This window comes from Aneurinibacillus danicus, from assembly GCF_007991215.1.
Lineage (GTDB): Bacteria > Bacillota > Bacilli > Aneurinibacillales > Aneurinibacillaceae > Aneurinibacillus > Aneurinibacillus danicus.
Map to the genome: position 1 here is coordinate 1 of NZ_BJXX01000056.1, position 18,697 is coordinate 18,697.

The following is an 18,697-nucleotide window of genomic DNA, read 5'->3' on the forward strand; positions in this document are numbered from 1 at the left end:
GATTTTCACAGAAAAAAATCAGCAAATGCTTCCTTTAAGAAACATCTGCTGACCGCAAAACTTACAAACCGCTTAATTTCGGATCGTACGGTTGTTCATTTCCTTCAAGCGGCACATCCACTTTCTCATTCGGATCAAGGTATTCGTGCTCTCCGATCACCCCATTTGCCCGGTCTTGCTCTTCCAGCTCACGTGCTTTCGGTACGGACAGCCAGTAGGCAAGCGCGATAGCAATCACACCGCCCCCGATTTTACCCAGCATAATCGGCAGGATCATGGTCGGCTGAAAGTTGGCGGTAAAGGAAAGGTGATCGCCAAACAGGAACGCTGCACATACTGCAAAGGCAATATTGATAACTTTGTCCTTCGGCGGCATGGACTTTACCAAACGGAACATTGCCAGAATGTTCGCGACCGTAGCCAGCAAACCGGCGCTGCCAACTGCGCTCAACCCAAGTTTGCTACCCACGGCTTCCAGCGGTTTGCCCAGGTATTTACGGATAAGGTATACGAGCGGAAACGCCCCGGCCAGCATAATGCCGATATAACCGGCCACTTCCAGACCGCGCACCTGGTTTTCTTTATCCGCGATAATCGGATCAAAGCCCCAGCTGCCAAACAATGCACTGAACGCTCCGGTAAAATACTCAACAATGGAAAATACAAGAACAAGCTTAATAAATGCATCCATGATTCGGCCGAACCAGATAAAGCCCCGAATCATCATATCCGGCAGGAATCGCAAACCGACAGCAATTAAGACAACCAGAATCACAAGCGGTGTCAAATTCAGAAGAATACGCCCGAAACTAAAGGCAAGTGTGTACGTTGCCGCTCCATCCGTTGCAATCACTTCACGCACCTGCGTATTGGTGAGGAGAAGCAGTACGCTGGAAATGAACACGCCAATAGGTACGGTGAGAATACCGGACATGACGCCGAGCGCCATATATTTATGATCGCGCTTGTCAAGCATGGCCAGCCCCATTGGAATAGAAAACACGATGGTCGCCCCGGCCATGTAGCCTGTCACCATCGCCATAATCCAGCTTTCCTTTGTTTCCGCCAGCTTCTCCGCCAACTGATAACCACCCATATCGACTGCAATAATCGAGGTAGCAGCAATGGCCGGGTCCGCCCCCATCATATTGAACAAAGGTCCGAACACCGATTGAATCACCTGCGACAGATAGGGAATCGCCGCCATAATCCCGGCGGACGGAACGAAAATGTACCCGATGGAGTGTAAGCCTTCCATGAACTCGCGACCTAACCCTTTTTCACTGTCGCGAATCGCTGCAATAGCGCCGATCACCGCCGCCGCCATCAGGATGTAAATCACATATGTTCCGATTTGTGCCACACACAGCCCTCCTTATTTTAGATAACGGGATGTAAGAGATTGGAGACTCTATACATCCAACCTCTTGCGCCCAATAATGACTAATTATTTCGACTATTCTTCTTTCTCATATAACCTACACCGCTGGATTTATACTGAATGATGTCCTGAATCAAGTCTGCTAGATACGCACCTGCTTCCACCGGCGGAAATCCGCCTTTGTGAATGTTCGAAATGACTGTCCGGTCGGCCTCTACGGTATGTTTGCCCGGCCGGTACACCATATAAGCACTTAAGCTTTCCGATGTGGCAAGACCGGGACGTTCACCGATTAAAGAGATAACGACATCGCAGTCCACAATAGCCGCTACCTCATCCTGCACCCACACGCGGGCACGCTTCACGAACAGCGGACGGCCAACGCTAAGATTTTTTAGTTTCAACCCCTGCATGAGCGAAGGCAGCAAATCGCGGACATTCGCCTCCACGGCAGAAGAGCTGAGCCCGTCGCAGACAAGAATCTGCACGTTCTTCTTTTTGTCTCCGTGTTCCTTAAGCCAGCGGACCGATTCTTCAGAAAGTGTACGGCCTTTGTCCAAATTCATCAAATATGTTTCCATATCTTCCGCCTGGGTCGTTAGTATGGGCAGGTTGAGTGATTCGAGGAAGGAGTTGGAGACATCTTTCATTACCGCATCCTGCGCCGCTGCATGATCAATGCGGAACTGCAGGTAGCTGCGCGTCCGCATACGTGTACCCGCACGTCCGATGCCGATACGTGCCGGTGTAACCTGCTGCGCCCGCTCAATTACCTGCCGGTTATGCGGATGAACGACTCCGATCTCTTTTTCTTCTGAAAAGCGAATGGTCTCACCCGCTTCAGGTATGCTCGCCTTCTCCGTCTGGGACGCTTCAGAACGCGATGCTTCCAGTTTCCGGGTTATCTCGCGCAGCACCTGTTCCACTACTCGCTCGATTTTCTCCTGGTTCACATTATCACCTCGCCTAATCAAAGATTGACAGGTCGCCCGCACGTTCGGTCAGCCGCCCGTTTTCCATAATGCCCATCTTCTCCAGCCACTTCTCAAACTCCCGCAGCGGACGCAGACCAAGCATTTCACGCAAACTGGCATCGTCATGATAGCTCGTATCCTGGTAATTAAGCATCACATCATCGCCGGCCGGTACGCCCATATAGAAATTCGCGCCCGCCAGTGCGGTCAGCATACCGGCGATTTCCTGATCATTCTGGTCAGCATGCATGTGATTCGTATACGTCGGCGCGATGCCCATCGGCAAACCGTGGAGCTTGCCCATAAATAAGTCTTCCAGATCGGCACGAATCATCTGACGTCCGTCATAGAGCGTCTCAGGTCCAATAAAACCGGAGACATTATTGACCATGAACGGCTGCCAGTGACGCGCAAAACCGTACGTACGCGCCTCGAGTGTCTGCATATCCACACCGTGCGCTGCATCAAGCGACACTTCCGATCCCTGCCCGGTCTCGAAATACATCACATTGGGCCCTGCCGACGTTCCCTGGCGCCGCATCATAGCCAACGCCTCATCTAGCATTTCACGATTGACTCCGAAGGCGTCATTCGCCTTCTGCGTTCCCGCCAGACTCTGGAACATCAATGCGATCGGCGCTCCCCCCTCCAGCGCTTTCATTTGGGTTGTAATGTGCGCAAGCACACAGTTCTGCGTCGGAATCTTCCATTTCGTTATAAATTCATGCGACATGTGCAGAAGACGCGAGACCGACTCAACGGTGTCTACGTTCGGATTGATCCCGATGACCGCGTCTCCTGATCCGTACGACAGTCCTTCTTTAATCGAATATAAAATACCTTCCGGATCATCCGTCGGGTGGTTGGGCTGGCAGCGGAACGCAAGCCGGCCTGCTTCGCCGATCAGCGTGTTGCAGTGCGCGGTCGGACGAATCTTCTGCGAGGCCATGACCAAGTCAATGCTCGACATCAGTTTGGCCACCGCGGCAATCATTTCGCTGGTTAGTCCGCGGCTTATCCGGATGAGTTCATGTGTACCAGTTCCATGAGACAAAATATACTCCCGCAGCTCTCCGACACATAAGCTTTTTATCTCATTATAAATAGAAAGATTAAGTCCGTCATAGATAACCCGGGTCACTTCGTCCTCTTCATACGGAATGACCGGGTTCTCATATAAATCTTGTAGCGTTAGTTCGCTCAGCACCACTTTCGCCGCCATGCGCTCAAGCGAAGATTCAGCCGCGACGTGTGCCATCCGGTCGCCCGACTTTTCTTCACTCGCTTTTGCCAGCACGTCTTTCACTGACGTAAACGAATAGGTGCTGCCTTTCAGCACGCATGAAAGTTTCATCGTTTATCCCCCTTGGTTCACGGTGCCGGTTTACCGTTTGCGGCGTTTGTCCGTGCTCTGGTCTCCGTCCGACTCGCTATCGCCCTTATTTCCGCTCTCCGCTTCATCCGTGTCGATCTGCGGTGTGTCGTATGCCTGCTCCGCCAGCGGAACCTGCGTTTCCTTTGCTTCTTTCCGACGTTTGGTCTGGGTACCGGTACCTGCCTTCGCCTCGCCTGCGACAGGAGAAGACGAGACAGCCGGATCAGGCTTTTTTAATACGTTACGCACCTCGTCGTCCGGACGGGGAATAAAATGCCAGGAGACAAGCTCTCCGACGCGCTCGGCGGCTGCCCTTCCTGCCTCCAGCGCCGCCTGTACCGCACCTACATCCCCCTCAATAAAAACACTTACGAGTGCAGCGTCTACCTTTTCCTGTGAGAGCAGCCGGACATCGGCCGCTTTGACCATCGCGTCGGCCGCTTCGATAGAACCGATTAACCCTCTCGTTTCGATCATGCCAAGTGCTTGTGCCATGGTTGGTTCACCTGCTTTCCACATCGATTGAGTCTACTATGCCAATCACGATTGCATCTACCGGTACATCCCGCTCCGGGATGGCGAACCGGGCCGCGCTGCCCAGCGTCACCATTACGGTATCGCCTATGCCTGCGCCAATGCGATCGGCAGCAATCAGCGGTGCGCCGATCGGCGCACCGCTTGTATCTTCCAATTGCACAAAGAGAAATTTAAGGCCCGTAAGCCCGTCTTCTTTGCGTGTTGCCCATACGTTTCCGACTACCGTTCCGATGCGCATAGCGCGCTCACCTCTCGTCTATCAGAATGGTTACGCCGTTCGTGCGCGCCGCATCCCGTGCCAGCGGGGTAATGACGGTTGACGGAGAAACATAGAGCGTACACCCCCTCGCCTGCTGTACGTCGCTTTGCGTCAGCACCTTGCCCTCAAATACAGTGCTGCGTTCCCGGCGTACGACCGTTCCGTCTGCCGCCGTCTCTTCAGGCGAGCTTTCCGCTTCCCCATCAGCCAATGCCAGCACATCAGCCATGGACCCAAGAGAAGCGCCGAAGCTGGCCAGTTCCACCGCATGTGTGCGGATATGCTGCCGATAGCGCCTGGCCGCCGGAGGCAGCACCGCTTCTCCTGTTTTTGCATCCAGCAGCCACTTCAACTGCGGACACGGGACAAGCAGAGCCGGAATTCCTTTCATAAGTCCTTCTGCCAGCAGCTGACTCGCGACCGTGCCGGTCAAACCGAGCGCGCCGCGCATCAGCAAATCCTGATCCGCCTGTAGAAACACAAGCCGCTTTACATCGCCGCTAAGCGACACACTGTCCATCTCGTCCACCCGCGCATGGTACACCTTCCATCCTGCCTGCAATTCTTTTTCGACGACGGCTACCGCCTGCGCCTCAAATTCGCCGGGATAGACGAGCAAAAGACCGGGCCGGGCCGGGCTTCGCTCTGCCTGAGGCGTAAGCCGGCCAAGCACTTCCGCTACGATGCGCTCAATGAAGGCTGTATCGTACGACATTATTGCTGCGGTTCAAGCTTCGGCAGGATGCTCTCAAGCTCATTGTGTGGACGCGGGATGACATGCACGGAGAGAAGCTCTCCTACCCGCTGCGCCGCAGCTGCACCGGCATCGGTTGCCGCTTTTACCGCACCAACATCCCCGCGCACAAGCACGGTCACCAGTCCGCCACCGACATGCACTTTGCCCACGAGATGCACGTTCGCCGCCTTTACCATCGCATCGGCCGCCTCAACGGAAGCGACCAATCCTTTTGTTTCAATCATACCTAATGCCGTTAATTCTCTTGCCATTTTTTATTCCTCCTTAAAGTATTTGGATATAAGAGTAAAGAGAAAGCGGTTGGATGTAAGATTTGAAGAAAAAGACAATCGTCCATCCGCATTGATTCTAAGCAAATCCGCTGCGAAGAGCCTGCATTTAGATCTGTGCCAGCACTTCATCAACCAGCGCCGCAACCGTTTGTTTGTCCAGCCGTCCCACCGCACCGGCCCTGGCCAATACCTGGGCGACGACCTCTTGAATCTGTTCCTCTTCGGATTTCACCTGTGGTTTCGAATAGGATGGGTTCGGCGTTCCGCTGCCCGGTTTCGGTACAGTGACTTCCTTTGTTCCATAAGCAAGGCGTTTCATATTCATCAGGTGATGCGCAGTCAGATTGTCCGATGTGATATTGCCGCCGAACGTGCCGCAACCAAGCGTCATCGATGCGGCAAGACCTGTAGTTGCCCCGACCGCACCAAGCGAAGACGGCGTATTGACAAGGATGCGCGATACCGGGAGGCGAAGCGCCATCGTGCGGGCCACTTCTTCATCCTCCGTATGCAGCGACAGCGTATGGCCGCGTCCGCCAAGCGCCAGCAGACGTTCACACAGATCGCTTGCTTCCCGCCAGCCATTCACCGTATAGAAAGCGAGAATCGGCGACAGCTTCTCAATCGAGAACGGCGTCTCTTTGCTGACCTCCGTCTCTTCCGCCATCAAAAGCCTTGTTTCTTTCGGCACACGAATGCCGGCCATTTCGGCGATAACGGTCGCTTTCTTGCCGACAATCGCGGAGTTAAGCTTGCCGCGAACCGGTGAGATGACGTCCTCAACTTTCTTCTTCTCTTCCGCATTTAATAGATAAGTCCCACCCAGGCGGAATGCGCGCAGCACCTGCTCCCGCACGTTTCGGTCGACAATGACCGCCTGCTCGGATGCGCATATCGTGCCATTGTCAAACGTTTTGCTATCAATAATACGTTGTACGGCCTGTGCGACGGAAGCTGTTTTCTCGATATAGACGGGTACGTTGCCGGGACCAACCCCATAGGCCGGTTTGCCTGAACTGTACGCGGCACGTACAAGTCCGCTGCCGCCCGTCGATAGAATCAGGTTCACATCCTCGTGCTTCATCAACCCTTCAGTCGCTTCCATTGTCGGCTCTTCGATCCAGCCGATGATGCCCGTCGGCGCCCCGGCTTTTACCGCGGCATCATGACAGATGCGGGCTGCTTCCACCGTGCAGCGCGCCGCGGACGGATGCGGGCTGAATACGATGGCATTGCGTGCTTTCAAAGCGATCAAACTTTTGAAAATGGCAGTGGACGTCGGATTGGTTACCGGTACAATCCCGGCAATCACGCCGAACGGCGAGGCGATTTCCACCACTTTTTCTTCTGGAATCTCTCTTACGATTCCTACCGTCTTTACATCAGCGATTGATTGATAGACATCTCTTGAACCAACTTGATTTTTGATCGTTTTATGTTCCACGACGCCGAGCCCGGTTTCTTCGACCGCAAGCACGGCTAATTCGTGTGCTTTTTCATACGCTGCGTCGGCCATGGCCCTGACGATGCGATCCACCTGCTCCTGGGAATAACCCTTGAACTCTTGCTGGGCTTCTTTAGCGCGGCGTACCGCATGCCGCATCGCCTGCAGCGATTGCAAATCCCGATCCAGTTGCATCATCATTCACTCCTCTCCGCTTCGCCTACCAGGTGAGGGGCTGGCGGGCCACTCGGATAATACTATCGCGAAACGCGGCTGCCGCTGCCTGACAGGCGGATTGCGAACCTGTTAAAAGTCCGCCGCCGAAATTCGTCTCCGAAGGCGGCCCGTAAAATGCGGCCAGCCTTACATCCGCGGCTTTCAATGCCGCATCAAGCCCGTACATCGCTTCCAGCGGCGGGGCAATCAGATAAGCAAGCGGCTCCCCTTCGCCGATACCCGCAACCTTGGACAGATAACTGCCTGTTCGCGCAACGACGTGCGCATACAGGGCATGTGTTCCTTCCTCGTTCAATGCTTCAAAATAGGCATCATGCTCAATCGTATTCTGTGCGGCTTCAATTCCGCTCTCCACTTCATCCGGATTGGGTCCTGCGATAATGCCAATAAATTCTCCGGATAGCGGGCCGGATGCGTGTGCGGCTCCCGCGTAAAACGAACGTGCGTAGACAACGTCCACCTCCGCCCGTTTCGTCGCCTCATCCAGCGCCGTATAGCCGACATCGTCGATGGTTGTTGTAATCAGGCCGAGACTCCTATGTCCGGGTTTAAGCTGAAACTGCTCCGCCAGCGCCGCGTCCACATTGGGAATCATCCGCACCGCCAGCACTTTCGCTTTGATTGGATGAAGTTCCACCCCTCATCCCTCCTTCGCTATTGTTCTTTTTGGACAAGCGAGACTCCACTCGCCTCATATTTCAGAATTTTTTGAATTACGCTGCCCAAATACGCACCGGCTTCCACCGGGGGAATGCCGCCCGCATGAATGTTGGAGATGACCATCCGGTCGGCCTCCACCGTTCCCCGGCGCGGTTTGTAGCACAGGTATGCGCTGAGCGATTCGGCACTGACCAGTCCGGGGCGCTCACCGATGAGCAGAACGACGACATCGGGTTCCAGCACTTCTCCGATATCATCCATCACGGCGACACGTCCCCGCTCCACAAAGAACGGTGTGCCTGTCTCAATGCCAAGCGTTTTTAGCGATTGCACAAGTGCCAGATACGTATCTTCCGCATTTGCCTCTACCGCCTGTGAACTCAAGCCGTCGGATACGACAATCTGGACCTTCGGCTTACTTTTGCACCGCTCACGCAGTATTTGTTTGGATTTCTCGCTCAGGCGCCGCCCCAAATCCGGCCTGAGAATGTATTCTTCTTTGTTGTCCACCTGCGTGGTCACGCTGAACAAATTCATCCTTTTCAACACTTCTTCGTCCACCGTGCCATACACGGCATCCACCGCAGCCGCATGGTCAAAACGGAAAGTAAGCCATGCATCCGTCTTCGGACGAAGTCCGGCGCGGCCGGTTCCGATGCGGGCAGGCGTCTGCTTCATCAGGGTCGCCAATTGTTCCTTGTTTTTCGGCTTGGCGATGCCGGACTTTTTGCCCTCTGTCTCTCCTTTTACCGGTTGTGCGGCTGGTTTCGACACCGGCGCCGCCTGGGCACCTGCTGCTTCCCGCGGTGCAGTCGTCCGCTCCGCTGTCGGCTTCTGTTCTTCCACGACATGATTCCATACTTTCACGGAGCCATATTTTCTTGTCTCCTGTTTTGGCTTGGACCCGGCGGCAGGGGGCGTCTGTCCGTCTTCCGCGGCTTTCAGCTTCTCGATGACAAGCCGGGTCACGGTTTCAATTAACTGCTGATCCACGTGCACTCCTCCTATTCCGCAAAGATTGTCGGGTCGCCGGCCCGCTCCGTCAACCTGCCGTCTTCCGTAATGCCCATATGCTCGAGCCAGGCGGCAAACTTCGGCGCCGGCTTCCGATCCATTGTCTGACGCAGCGTTGCGATATCATGGTAGCTCATCGATTGGTAGTTCAGCATACAATCGTCGCCCATCGGTGTGGCGATAATGAAATTCACGCCGGCCGCGGTAAGCAGCACACCGAGCTCTTCCATATCGTTCTGGTCGGCTCGGATATGGTTGGTATAGCAAATGTCTACACCCATCGGGATGCCATGCATTTTGCCCATGAAATGATCTTCGAGTCCTGCCCGGATCACCTGTTTGTTGTCATACAAATACTCCGGACCGATAAAACCGACAACCGTGTTAAGAATATAGGGGTCGAATTTCCGAGCGAACCCGTAATTTCGCGCTTCGAGCGTCATCTGGTCAATGCCATGATGCGCTTCCGCCGATAACTCCGAGCCCTGTCCGGTTTCGAAATACAAACGCTGCGGGCCACAGCTCGTCCCTTTCTCCATAATCATCTGCTTCGCCTCTTCCAAAAGCGATGCGGTGATGCCGAAGGAACGATTGGCCGCCTCGGTTCCGGCAATGCTTTGGAACACCATGGCAGCAGGCGCTCCCTGCTCTATCGCTTTCATCTGAGTGGTCACATGCGCCAGCACACAGTTCTGCGTAGGAATGTTCCACATCTCGATGAAATCATGTGTAGCATGCAAAAGGCGTTTCACGCTTTCTACGGAATCATCCACCGGATTGATGCCAATGACCGCGTCGCCCACGCCGTACGACAGTCCTTCTTTCAGTGAAGCGAGAATGCCGTCTACGCTGTCGGTCGGATGATTTGGCTGTAGCCTAGAAGCCAGCGTTCCTTTCTGTCCGATCGCAATATTGCAGCGGGAGATAATCTCGATTTTGTTCGCCGCATGTATCAGATCCAAATTGGACATCAGCTTGGCCGTAGCTGCGATCATCTCGCTTGTCAGTCCCCGGCTGAGCCGCTTCAATTCCCGGTCGCCCACCCGGTCATCGAGGATGTATTCGCGAAGCTTGGCGACCGTCCATCCTTTGATGTCCGCAAAAATGGTGTCATTCACCTGCTCTTCAATGATGCGGGACACTTCATCTTCCTCCGGCGGAAGCAGCGGATGATTGCGGATATCTTCCAGGGTTAACCCGGCCAGCACCTGTTTCGCCGCAATCCGCTCCTGTACCGTCTCGGCGGCCAGTCCCGCCAACCGGTCGCCGGATTTTTCTTCGTTCGCTTTCGCAAATAGTTCTTTGAGGTCTTTGAATTCGTATGTTCGGCTTTGCAGCGTTGTTTTCAGCCTCATTCCCTACCCCTTCCTTTCTTACGAGTGAAACGCGAGCGTTTTAATAACCACCGGTACCACTCCGCTCGCAAGAACGCGACCGATGTCCAGGTAATCGCCGTTCTCGATTCGAATCTGGTCGATGCAGAGGACACCCCGTGCGGCTCCTCTAGCCTGCAGCGATTGACCGAGCACTTTGGCGATATCGTTCTCCGCCGCCACGACGATCGGCTGGCCTTGATCCGCCTGCTGATGCAGCGCTTCCAGGATCGAGGACGCAATCTGCTGTACGTCATGAAAACGAAGGTGCGGCACATCGGACAGATACAAGGCGAAGTTGCGTCCTTCGCGGTTCGGGTCGTACAATGCAAGCGCCTGCTCTACTCCTCGGAAAATTTTGTCCTGCACATCCACCGTCTCATGTCCGAGCGATAGCCGGTACACAGGCAAATTTTTCAGCGGCAGTGCCTCTCGCTCAACCTGGATGGTGGCTCCGCTGATCTCTGTCGTCTGCGTGCCTGCCCCAAGCACAGTAGCCCGCACAGTTTCATTGGGTTTTATCCAGTTCCAGCGCGCAAGCGACGGATGAGTGCGCAGCGTCTCCGCCAGCTGCATTCCCATATCATCGTAGACTGCCCCTCCATCCGCACCGGCCTCGTCTTGATTTAAGCCATATATGCATTCGCTTACGCCGCCGGAAAATATCACGTCCTCCACGGCCACATCCCAGTTTGGCGGATGGCCGAGCAGGAGCGGTGCATCCTCCGGTCCAGCGTACCCGGAAAGAATACGGCCCAGCGTCTCCGCCATCGCGTCTGTCACCTTCCCGACAACCTGACTATCTACTCTGTCACCGGGCGCAAGGTGCCATCCGCGCAGTGCGAGCAGTTCTTGTACCGGGCGGGAGATTTTCTTGACACGTCCGCCTTCGTATTCAATGAGCCGGCCTCCGATATGCAGCGTACATGTACCTTTGAACTGACCTGCCTGATACACCGCAATGTTGGCGGTACCGCCTCCGATGTCGATATTAGCGACGGTCCGCCCGGTCTTTTTCGAACGGTCGTACGCTCCGGACCCTTTGGCGGCAATCATACCTTCTAGATCTGGACCCGCAGTGGCGACAAGAAATTCGCCGCCCTCATCGGACAAACGGCGGACCATTTCTTCCGCATTTCGCTTCGTCGCCGTCTCGCCAGTAATAATAACCGCCCCGGTCTGAATCTCTTCTTCCCGGATGCCGGCTTTCTCGTATTCTCGTCGTACGAGCGCAAACACGGCCGGTATATCGATAGTTTCGCCGTCGGCAAGCGGCGTACGGTAGATCGGACTTTTATACAAAATTTCTGTATCAATGATTTCAATGCGCGGGACATGGCTGGCGCCCGCCGTATTCATTAGGGAAAACCGGCTTACGACCAGCTTGGTCGTGCTCGTTCCGATATCAATGCCCGCACTAATGATGTGTTCCATTTCACGGTCCACCCGGCGCATCCTCTTTCCTCCTTTCTCCCACACAAAAAGCGCCTTACATGATGAGAACACGTTGTATCCTCTCATCACATAAGGCGCCTTTGCCCCGGTTGTATTCTTTTTTTAAAAAGTCGTATGCATGCTTACATCAGCGACTGCATCCAGTTTGCGATTTTTAAGAATATCCTCGGCCACTTCACCCATCGTCTTGCGCTTATTCATGCAATAGGCGCGCATCATCTGATAGGCGCGTTCTTCATTCAACTTATACACATCCATTAGAATACCTTTTGCCCGCTCCACTCGCTTGCGCATTTCCATCTTTTGTTCCATTTCTTTGATGCTTCCTATCAGCGATTTAACGCGCTTGGCCTGACCAAGAGCGACTTCCACCGCCGGAATTAAATCTTTTTCGGTAATCGGCTTGACCAGATAGCCGAAGATGTACGCCTCTCTCGCCTCGGCGATAAGCTCTTCCTCTGTGTAAGCGGTCAGAAGCAGGGTCGGAATGTCAAACGAACGGTTGATGATGCGCGCCGCTTTCATGCCGTTCATCTTCGGCATCTTCACGTCCATAACAATTAGGTCAGGAATGTGCTTGGCCGCCAGTTCAATGGCGGTTTCTCCGTTATTTGCTTCCGCCACAACATCATAGCCGGCTTCCTGCAGCATTTCCTTGATGTCCATGCGCAGAATCGACTCATCGTCTACTACCATAATTCTGCCTTTGCTCACCGCATCATTCCCCCTGCTCTGCCGGAAAAGAAACGCAGGCGCGCGTCCCTCCTCCTTCGTTCTGCATAATCTCGAACGTACCTTCTAAGTCAAAGTGCGTTAAATTGCGGACGATTTCAAGCCCTAACTGGTCGGCGGCGGACTGTGCCTCAAAGCCTTTTCCGTCATCCTCCACACATAGGTAGATCTCGGTTCCGTCCATGCGGAACACAATGTCGATACGGCCGGACGTTCGTCCGGTAAAACCGTGCTTTAAGCTATTCTGAACCAGCTCGGTCAGAATCAGCGCCAGCGACACCGCCTGCTTAGACTGCAGCGCAATCTCTTCAATGCTCATCGTAACATCAACTTTGCATTCTTCGGATGCCATATTGTAAATTAACATGCGTGCAATTTTCTCTATGACCTGGTTCATGGCGACCCGCTCGATGCCATTGTATGATAGCACTTCATGAACGGTTGCAATGCTGACAATCCGGTTTAAACATTCCTGGTAAAGCCCTTTTGCATCGTCCGGAACCCCCCGTCTCATCTGCAGGCGTAAAAGGCCCGCAACCGTCTGCAAATTGTTCTTGACCCGGTGGTGAATCTCCTGGATGACCGCTGATTTAACCATTAGCTGGCGCTCCTTGTCTCTCAAATCGGTAATGTCCTGCAAATATACGAGCAGGCGCCGCTTCTTATCCTTCTGCTGCAGACAAATGCTGCGCAGAATGTAGACCGCCCCCTGAGCATGGACCTCCCGCTGGATCACTCCATCGTGCAAATAATCGGCTTCCTCTATAAACGGGAAAATACTGTCCACCTTCTCGTTCATATAATTCTCCCGCGTCCGTTCACCACGGGATTCGATTAGTCCGATGGCAGAATTGTTCGCATAAAGAATCGTTCCGTCTTCCCGCAGCAGTAGCAACGCTTCTTCAATCACGTCAGGAATTGATTGCTCCTTTGCGATCAAATCCCAGAATGTCCGACTGAACTCCTGCGTCGTCTCCGATAAGAGGGCCAATTCTTTTTCATGTTTAACCTGCAAGGTAATGTCCTGCTCAAGAATCAGCATGCCGATCGTTTGCTGTTTGTCATTCTTAATCGGTACAACGTTCTGTTTAACATGTTGTCCCTCCTGCGTGAGCGCCCGGTTCATCAGCGCAGGCCTTCCCGTGCGGTAGGCGCGAAATACCCCGGGCTCGTACGACTCGAAGACCTCCTTGCCTACTACGCTTTCTTTATATAGAGAATGCGTAGTTGTGGGGGCCGCTTCGGCGACGACGATAACAGCTTTGCTGTTCTTGGCCGGGCAGTCGATAAACACGTTCGCCTGGGACACATCTGCAATCATTTGCAGCGTTTTGCTTTTGTCCACGATAATCTGAATATCTTCTTCGCTAAGAGGAGTGTATTGCTGACATCGTTGATAGATAGAGTAGGTATCAAGAGCATCGATCATGTGAAAGACTCCTTTTGAACAAAAAAGGCTCCTTCAACATGCACACTTCCTCATTGTTGATAGGCGCCTTTGCCTGTTTGATATTCATTTTACCATTATCATACTAAAAAAAAGATTAAGAGTAAAGGTTTACATTGCAGAAATATTTTCTGATTTAGAACTTATCAAATATTCTTTTATTTTTTCGCGTGATGCGCATTCGACTAACTCGCGAATTTCATTTAAGCCTTCTTTTTTGTATGCTGAAACGTAGACAATCGGCCCTTCCGGCATGGCCCGTCTCAGCTGTCTGGCCGCTCGCTCGCGGTCTTCCCCCGGCGCATCCGTCTTGGTTACCACCCCAATCGAAAGCTTCGGAATCCCGGTGGTAAATCCCGGCGGGAAAATTGTCTTCGGATTTGTGGCATCCTGAATAAGCAGGACATGCGTTACTTCCAACACTGTAGCCATAATATTCTTGTAAAACAGTGGATTTTCCGTGTACTCGCCCGGTGTATCGACAATCCAATCGCGGTAGACAAGCGACTGGGTTTTCACCGCCGGTACATCGCGGCCAAGCAGCGCATTCGTCAATGTCGACTTGCCCGCTCCAATGGCGCCAATAAGCATGGCGCGGTGCTGTTTCGTCATTTCGTTCTCTCCTTCCATTATGATCGCGTGATACGAGAAGACGTGTAGCCAAGATTCCGCTCAAGGAACTCGTTAATGTGCTGCATGGCCGTCTCCACCTCGGACACGCTGCCCACCAGCACAAGACTGCCGGTAAACCTATCGAGAAACCCGATCGAAACATGAGCCGCTTTTGTCGCCAGATCTCCTGCAATGATCACGGTTTCGCTCGGCGTCAGCGTAAGAATGCCGATCGCGCCGCCGCGGGGAATCCCCAGCTTATCGAACATGTCTTCGTCCGGATTGGCAATGAGATGACTGAGCGTAATCTGCTTGCCCGGAACAAACTCTTGAATAAAACGCTTTTTTTCCTCCGCCATGCATTTTCCTCCTCTTAATAACGCACAAAAGCCCCTGTCTTCTCTAACAGGGGCTTCGTTGCCGCGCAATTTTTTATTTAGTATAGCATAGAAACGGACGGTACGCATCCGTCTTTTATTTTTTCTCTTCATCGAACGTGAGACCGATAATTTTTGTCTGGCCCCAGGGCGCCACTTTCACGCTGACCGTCGCCTGCTCGCGCCTCTCTTCCAGTTCCTTTCCCGTATTCTCTTCCACATAGTAGCGCTCAAAACCGTATACAAGGTTAAGCTGCTCCGGCTGACCCCAGCTGCGCACACGGGCCTGGAGTACGGTCTCTCCTTCCTTCTCCTCCGGCTTCTCAGGATAAACGGCAACGGCCGCATCATGCGACCCGCTGCGGCGCAGGACCACATAAACAGTCTCTTTCTTATCCGGGCGTGCCCCGCCTTTCCATAAGGTCCATGGCAACGAGCTAATTTCGTAGGCAAGCTCGACATAGTCACCGTAGAAAAGGTCGCGCGGGTCAACCGGCGCGGTTTTCAAACGCAGCTCCTTTCCCACCGCGTCCACCGCATAATACGATGCGGCCATTCCACCAAGAAACAGCGCTTGAAGCAGCAAAAGAACAAAAAACACCCGGGCTTTCCTTTGTCTCATGTACGGCCACCTCCTCTGCCGTTACCTTCAAGCAGCTTACGGCGCTGACGCTGCAAAAACCAATTCAGCGCAAACAGTAGAAGTCCCCCGACAAGGAAGAACAGCGATTTGGGCAGGAAATCCCAGGCTACTTGAATATAGCCGATAAATGTGCTCAATAAAAACAGCAGCGTTCCTGCATTAACCCTGCCGCTCCCCTCTTCCCGGTACCCTATCCATAGCAGGTATCCGGAGAACACGAACAAAACGAGCAGATACATGACATCTCCAGCGCTTTCCCAATAGAAAAACGGCAGGAAAATGAACCATTCCAAAAGCGCAACCGTCTCCTTATGCTTTCGTTTTCCGAAAAACGAAAGCGCAAACGTAAAAGCAAACAATACAAGAAACACTGCCGGATTCGGTACCGGCTCACGATCCATCTCTCCGAGCAGAAAGATGAAGAAGACGGCCAGGAAAAAGGCGGAAACAAGCGCCGCTAACTGCCCGGCCATGCGCGTCCGCCTGTTCGGGAGCCAATCGAGCGCCGCATAGAGAGCGGCGGCGATGAGCGCCAGCCAGCCGATGGCCTGGCTTTCTGTGATCAAATACAGTAAACTGTGCAGAAGAATGCTGGACACAAGCGAAGCAAAAACAGCACGCCCGCTGTGACGGAGCGTATAACCGCCTGTCCCCAGAAGAAGCAGCACCAGCAAAAGCCAGCTCACCTGCTGAAACGAAATGGCGCTGTACACCTGCCCGGCGTCCACAATGAACAGCGCCAGAAAATACAGCCAGCGGCTTCGGTACATCCAGACCAGCGCAATGGCAGGAAGCGACCAGATGATAAATGCACGCGCATCATAGGCGACGAGATGAAACATCTGTCCGATCAGGAAAATTCCGGCCCCAAACGTGATAATGCCAAGCGCGATAAGCGACAGACCCAACGCCTGTGCCCCCCGCTTTTCTTTCCGGTACCCGAACCAGTAAAATCCCCCCATCGCAAAAAGGATCATCAGCAGTCGAATCAACTGCGGAATGGCCGACCAATTGGATGCGATAAATGTCAGGATGCCGGCTCCGACCAGAATGGCGGCAAAGATGGGAAGCCGCTCGCTGACGATTTTTTTATGCGGATACAGCGCCACAATCTGTCCGTACTGCTCCTCGCTGATAATCCCCCGGTCAACCCAGTGGCGACCCTCTTCTTCCACCCACTTTCGCGACATGCACTCACCCCGCTTCTTAAAATTAATGGCTGGCAAAGCGATTACGAGTCAGACTCCGCTTTCGTCTTTAGCTGCTCAAGTTTAGCAAACGGATTTTTCGGTTTGATTGGTTTCATTTTATGCTTGCGGCCGCATGATTCGCATAGGAATCCAGCCACACCTTCATCCCCGTCTTTTTTACCCGCAGTGACGGTATGGTAAATCGCATAAACCTGCTGAACTACCTGTTTGCCGCAGGCCATACATTTCTCTTCTGATGGTTTCACCGAATTCCCCCTTACTTCCACAATTCGTCTTCATTCTCCTCTTTTTCTTTTTACAATGCAAGAAAAAAGGCAAGGAACATGTTCCTTACCCTCTATCCTTACGCTCTTACTCTCAATGCCCACTCTTCCACGTTCCAAACGCGTGTGACCCAATCCTCGTAAAACTCCGGCTCATGGCATACAAGAAGAATCGTACCTTTGTATTCTTTCAGCGCCCGTTTCAGCTCTTCCTTGGCCACCACGTCAAGGTGGTTGGTCGGCTCGTCGAACAGCAGCCAGTTGCTTTCGTCCATTAACAGCTTGCACAGGCGCACCTTCGCCTGCTCACCCCCGCTGAGCATATTGAGCGGACGGTTAATGTGTTCATTTTTCAGGCCGCAGCGCGCCAGCGCCCCCCGCACCTCGTGCTGATTCATGCTCGGAAACGCATTCCACACATCATCGAGCGCAGTTACGCCTCCTGCTTTCACTTCCTGCTCAAAATAGGCCGGGTACAAAAAGTCTCCCCGGTACACGGAGCCCGCGTACGGTTTGATCTTTCCGAGAATCGTCTTTAAGAGCGTCGACTTTCCGACACCGTTGCAGCCGACAATCGCAATCTTTTCCCCGCGTTCGACAGTCATGTTCATCTGCGGCAGAAGCGGACGATCATAACCGATGACCAGATCCCGTGCCTCAAATACGGTTTTTCCGCTCGCCCGCGATTCCTTGAATATAAACGTCGGCTTCAGCGCCGTTTCCGGCCGTTCGATACGCTCCATCCTATCCAGCTGCTTCTGCCGACTCTTTGCGCGCCCGCTGGTGGAGTAGCGCGCTTTATTGCGCTGGATAAAGTCTTCCGTCTTCTTAATGTGCTCCTGCTGGCGCTCATAAGCGCTGATGTGCTGTCTTTTGTTCATATCGGCCATCTCAAGAAACTTCTCGTACGTCGCGCTGTAGCGCGTCAGCTTTGAAAATTCGAGATGGTAGATGACATTTACCACATCGTTCATAAACTCCGTGTCATGCGAGATTAAAATGAACGCGAATGGATACTCTTTTAAATACGTTTTCAGCCACTCGATATGCTCAACGTCCAGATAGTTCGTCGGCTCGTCGAGCAAAAGCACCGTAGGCTTCTCGAGCAAAAGCTTCGCCAGCAGCACCTTCGTCCGTTGCCCGCCGCTCAGCGCCGCTACGTCACGGTCAAGACCGATCGCGCTTAACCCCAGACCGTTGGCCATCTCTTCCACTTTTACGTCAATGAGATAGAAGCCGCTCGCATCAAGTTGCTCTTGAATGTCCCCCATCTCTTCCAGCAGCTTCTCCAGCTCTTCCGGCGTAGCATCCGCCATCTTCTCGGAGATAACCATGAGTTCTTTCTCCAATTCAAACAACGGCAGGAATGCGTCTTTCAGCACATCCCGCACCGTTTTGCCCGGTGTCAGCACCGTATGCTGATCGAGGTATCCATAACGGACACGAGGCGTCCATTCCACCTTACCGGTATCACGTACCAAGTGTCCGGTCAATAAATTCATCAGTGTGGATTTGCCCACGCCGTTTGCGCCGACAAGTCCTACATGCTCGCCCGGCAGCAGACGGAACGACACATCCTTAAACAGAATGCGGTCCCCGAACGTATGACTTAACCCTTCAACAGTTAACAGACTCATAGAATCAATAAATCCCCCTATAGCGGTATGAAGAAGC

General features: G+C 53.3%; 19 protein-coding genes and 1 pseudogene. All 20 read right to left on the reverse strand.

Annotated features, from left to right (window positions below; translation table 11 throughout):
- Positions 1 to 61 precede the first annotated feature (61 nt).
- The 20 genes and pseudogenes from eutH to ADA01nite_RS06435 all read right to left on the reverse strand — a co-directional run bounded on the left by eutH (position 62) and on the right by ADA01nite_RS06435 (position 18,660).
- Positions 62 to 1,363: an ethanolamine utilization protein EutH gene (gene eutH, locus ADA01nite_RS06340; RefSeq protein WP_146809121.1), complete on the reverse strand. Its 1,302-nt coding sequence runs from the start codon at positions 1,361 to 1,363 to the stop codon at positions 62 to 64.
- 80 nt (positions 1,364 to 1,443) lie between these two features.
- The gene (gene eutC / locus ADA01nite_RS06345; RefSeq protein WP_146809122.1) at positions 1,444 to 2,334 is read right to left on the reverse strand and encodes an ethanolamine ammonia-lyase subunit EutC; all 891 of its coding nucleotides are present in this window, start codon (positions 2,332 to 2,334) and stop codon (positions 1,444 to 1,446) included.
- 13 nt (positions 2,335 to 2,347) lie between these two features.
- Positions 2,348 to 3,709 (reverse strand): ethanolamine ammonia-lyase subunit EutB, encoded by a 1,362-nt coding sequence (locus tag ADA01nite_RS06350; RefSeq protein ID WP_146809123.1) that lies wholly within the window; start codon positions 3,707 to 3,709, stop codon positions 2,348 to 2,350.
- Between the two features lie 263 nt (positions 3,710 to 3,972).
- Positions 3,973 to 4,225 (reverse strand): annotated as a pseudogene (locus ADA01nite_RS22580) (BMC domain-containing protein); the annotation flags it as partial.
- 7 nt (positions 4,226 to 4,232) lie between these two features.
- Positions 4,233 to 4,505, reverse strand: coding sequence for a EutN/CcmL family microcompartment protein (locus ADA01nite_RS06360; protein WP_146809125.1), 273 nt, complete (start codon positions 4,503 to 4,505; stop codon positions 4,233 to 4,235).
- A 7-nt stretch (positions 4,506 to 4,512) separates the two neighbouring features.
- A complete protein-coding gene (locus tag ADA01nite_RS06365; protein ID WP_146809126.1) occupies positions 4,513 to 5,241 on the reverse strand; it encodes a hypothetical protein in 729 nt (242 codons plus the stop codon).
- A complete protein-coding gene (eutM, locus tag ADA01nite_RS06370) occupies positions 5,241 to 5,534 on the reverse strand; it encodes an ethanolamine utilization microcompartment protein EutM (protein WP_021620662.1) in 294 nt (97 codons plus the stop codon). Before eutM ends, ADA01nite_RS06365 begins: the two co-directional genes overlap by 1 nt.
- Positions 5,535 to 5,661: 127 nt before the next feature.
- Positions 5,662 to 7,194: an acetaldehyde dehydrogenase (acetylating) gene (locus ADA01nite_RS06375; protein WP_146809172.1), complete on the reverse strand. Its 1,533-nt coding sequence runs from the start codon at positions 7,192 to 7,194 to the stop codon at positions 5,662 to 5,664.
- Positions 7,195 to 7,219: 25 nt separating this feature from the next.
- The gene (gene eutL / locus ADA01nite_RS06380) at positions 7,220 to 7,873 is read right to left on the reverse strand and encodes an ethanolamine utilization microcompartment protein EutL (RefSeq protein ID WP_146809127.1); all 654 of its coding nucleotides are present in this window, start codon (positions 7,871 to 7,873) and stop codon (positions 7,220 to 7,222) included.
- Positions 7,874 to 7,890: 17 nt separating this feature from the next.
- The gene (gene eutC, locus ADA01nite_RS06385; RefSeq protein WP_146809128.1) at positions 7,891 to 8,889 is read right to left on the reverse strand and encodes an ethanolamine ammonia-lyase subunit EutC; all 999 of its coding nucleotides are present in this window, start codon (positions 8,887 to 8,889) and stop codon (positions 7,891 to 7,893) included.
- A gap of 11 nt (positions 8,890 to 8,900) precedes the next feature.
- Positions 8,901 to 10,265, reverse strand: coding sequence for an ethanolamine ammonia-lyase subunit EutB (locus tag ADA01nite_RS06390; protein ID WP_146809129.1), 1,365 nt, complete (start codon positions 10,263 to 10,265; stop codon positions 8,901 to 8,903).
- An 18-nt stretch (positions 10,266 to 10,283) separates the two neighbouring features.
- Complete coding sequence (locus ADA01nite_RS06395) at positions 10,284 to 11,738, reverse strand: ethanolamine ammonia-lyase reactivating factor EutA (protein ID WP_146809130.1); 1,455 nt, start codon at positions 11,736 to 11,738, stop codon at positions 10,284 to 10,286.
- 102 nt (positions 11,739 to 11,840) lie between these two features.
- Entirely contained in the window at positions 11,841 to 12,452 is a 612-nt protein-coding gene (locus ADA01nite_RS06400) for an ANTAR domain-containing response regulator (protein WP_246147247.1), read from the reverse strand.
- Positions 12,453 to 12,456: 4 nt separating this feature from the next.
- Entirely contained in the window at positions 12,457 to 13,899 is a 1,443-nt protein-coding gene (locus ADA01nite_RS06405) for a GAF domain-containing sensor histidine kinase (protein ID WP_146809131.1), read from the reverse strand.
- Between the two features lie 129 nt (positions 13,900 to 14,028).
- The gene (locus ADA01nite_RS06410; protein ID WP_146809132.1) at positions 14,029 to 14,529 is read right to left on the reverse strand and encodes a EutP/PduV family microcompartment system protein; all 501 of its coding nucleotides are present in this window, start codon (positions 14,527 to 14,529) and stop codon (positions 14,029 to 14,031) included.
- Positions 14,530 to 14,546: 17 nt separating this feature from the next.
- Entirely contained in the window at positions 14,547 to 14,888 is a 342-nt protein-coding gene (gene eutS, locus ADA01nite_RS06415; protein WP_146809133.1) for an ethanolamine utilization microcompartment protein EutS, read from the reverse strand.
- 115 nt (positions 14,889 to 15,003) lie between these two features.
- On the reverse strand, positions 15,004 to 15,528 hold the full coding sequence (locus ADA01nite_RS06420) for a GDYXXLXY domain-containing protein (RefSeq protein WP_146809134.1): 525 nt from the start codon (positions 15,526 to 15,528) through the stop codon (positions 15,004 to 15,006).
- On the reverse strand, positions 15,525 to 16,739 hold the full coding sequence (locus ADA01nite_RS06425) for a DUF2157 domain-containing protein (protein ID WP_146809135.1): 1,215 nt from the start codon (positions 16,737 to 16,739) through the stop codon (positions 15,525 to 15,527). Before ADA01nite_RS06425 ends, ADA01nite_RS06420 begins: the two co-directional genes overlap by 4 nt.
- Before the next feature lie 41 nt (positions 16,740 to 16,780).
- On the reverse strand, positions 16,781 to 17,005 hold the full coding sequence (locus ADA01nite_RS06430; RefSeq protein ID WP_146809136.1) for a hypothetical protein: 225 nt from the start codon (positions 17,003 to 17,005) through the stop codon (positions 16,781 to 16,783).
- Positions 17,006 to 17,103: 98 nt separating this feature from the next.
- Positions 17,104 to 18,660, reverse strand: a complete 1,557-nt coding sequence (locus ADA01nite_RS06435; protein WP_146809137.1) for an ABC-F family ATP-binding cassette domain-containing protein — start codon at positions 18,658 to 18,660, stop codon at positions 17,104 to 17,106.
- Positions 18,661 to 18,697 lie beyond the last annotated feature (37 nt).

Coding starts and splice junctions, on each gene's coding strand:
- ADA01nite_RS06360 (WP_146809125.1), bottom strand. CDS start 4,505: ATGCGCATCGGAACGGTAGTCGGAAACGTATGGGCAACACGCAAAGAA.
- ADA01nite_RS06375 (WP_146809172.1), bottom strand. CDS start 7,194: ATGCAACTGGATCGGGATTTGCAATCGCTGCAGGCGATGCGGCATGCG.
- ADA01nite_RS06350 (WP_146809123.1), bottom strand. CDS start 3,709: ATGAAACTTTCATGCGTGCTGAAAGGCAGCACCTATTCGTTTACGTCA.
- ADA01nite_RS06395 (WP_146809130.1), bottom strand. CDS start 11,738: ATGCGCCGGGTGGACCGTGAAATGGAACACATCATTAGTGCGGGCATT.
- ADA01nite_RS06365 (WP_146809126.1), bottom strand. CDS start 5,241: ATGTCGTACGATACAGCCTTCATTGAGCGCATCGTAGCGGAAGTGCTT.
- ADA01nite_RS06425 (WP_146809135.1), bottom strand. CDS start 16,739: ATGTCGCGAAAGTGGGTGGAAGAAGAGGGTCGCCACTGGGTTGACCGG.
- ADA01nite_RS06390 (WP_146809129.1), bottom strand. CDS start 10,265: ATGAGGCTGAAAACAACGCTGCAAAGCCGAACATACGAATTCAAAGAC.
- ADA01nite_RS06405 (WP_146809131.1), bottom strand. CDS start 13,899: ATGATCGATGCTCTTGATACCTACTCTATCTATCAACGATGTCAGCAA.
- ADA01nite_RS06410 (WP_146809132.1), bottom strand. CDS start 14,529: ATGACGAAACAGCACCGCGCCATGCTTATTGGCGCCATTGGAGCGGGC.
- eutS (WP_146809133.1), bottom strand. CDS start 14,888: ATGGCGGAGGAAAAAAAGCGTTTTATTCAAGAGTTTGTTCCGGGCAAG.
- eutM (WP_021620662.1), bottom strand. CDS start 5,534: ATGGCAAGAGAATTAACGGCATTAGGTATGATTGAAACAAAAGGATTG.
- ADA01nite_RS06435 (WP_146809137.1), bottom strand. CDS start 18,660: ATGAGTCTGTTAACTGTTGAAGGGTTAAGTCATACGTTCGGGGACCGC.
- ADA01nite_RS06420 (WP_146809134.1), bottom strand. CDS start 15,528: ATGAGACAAAGGAAAGCCCGGGTGTTTTTTGTTCTTTTGCTGCTTCAA.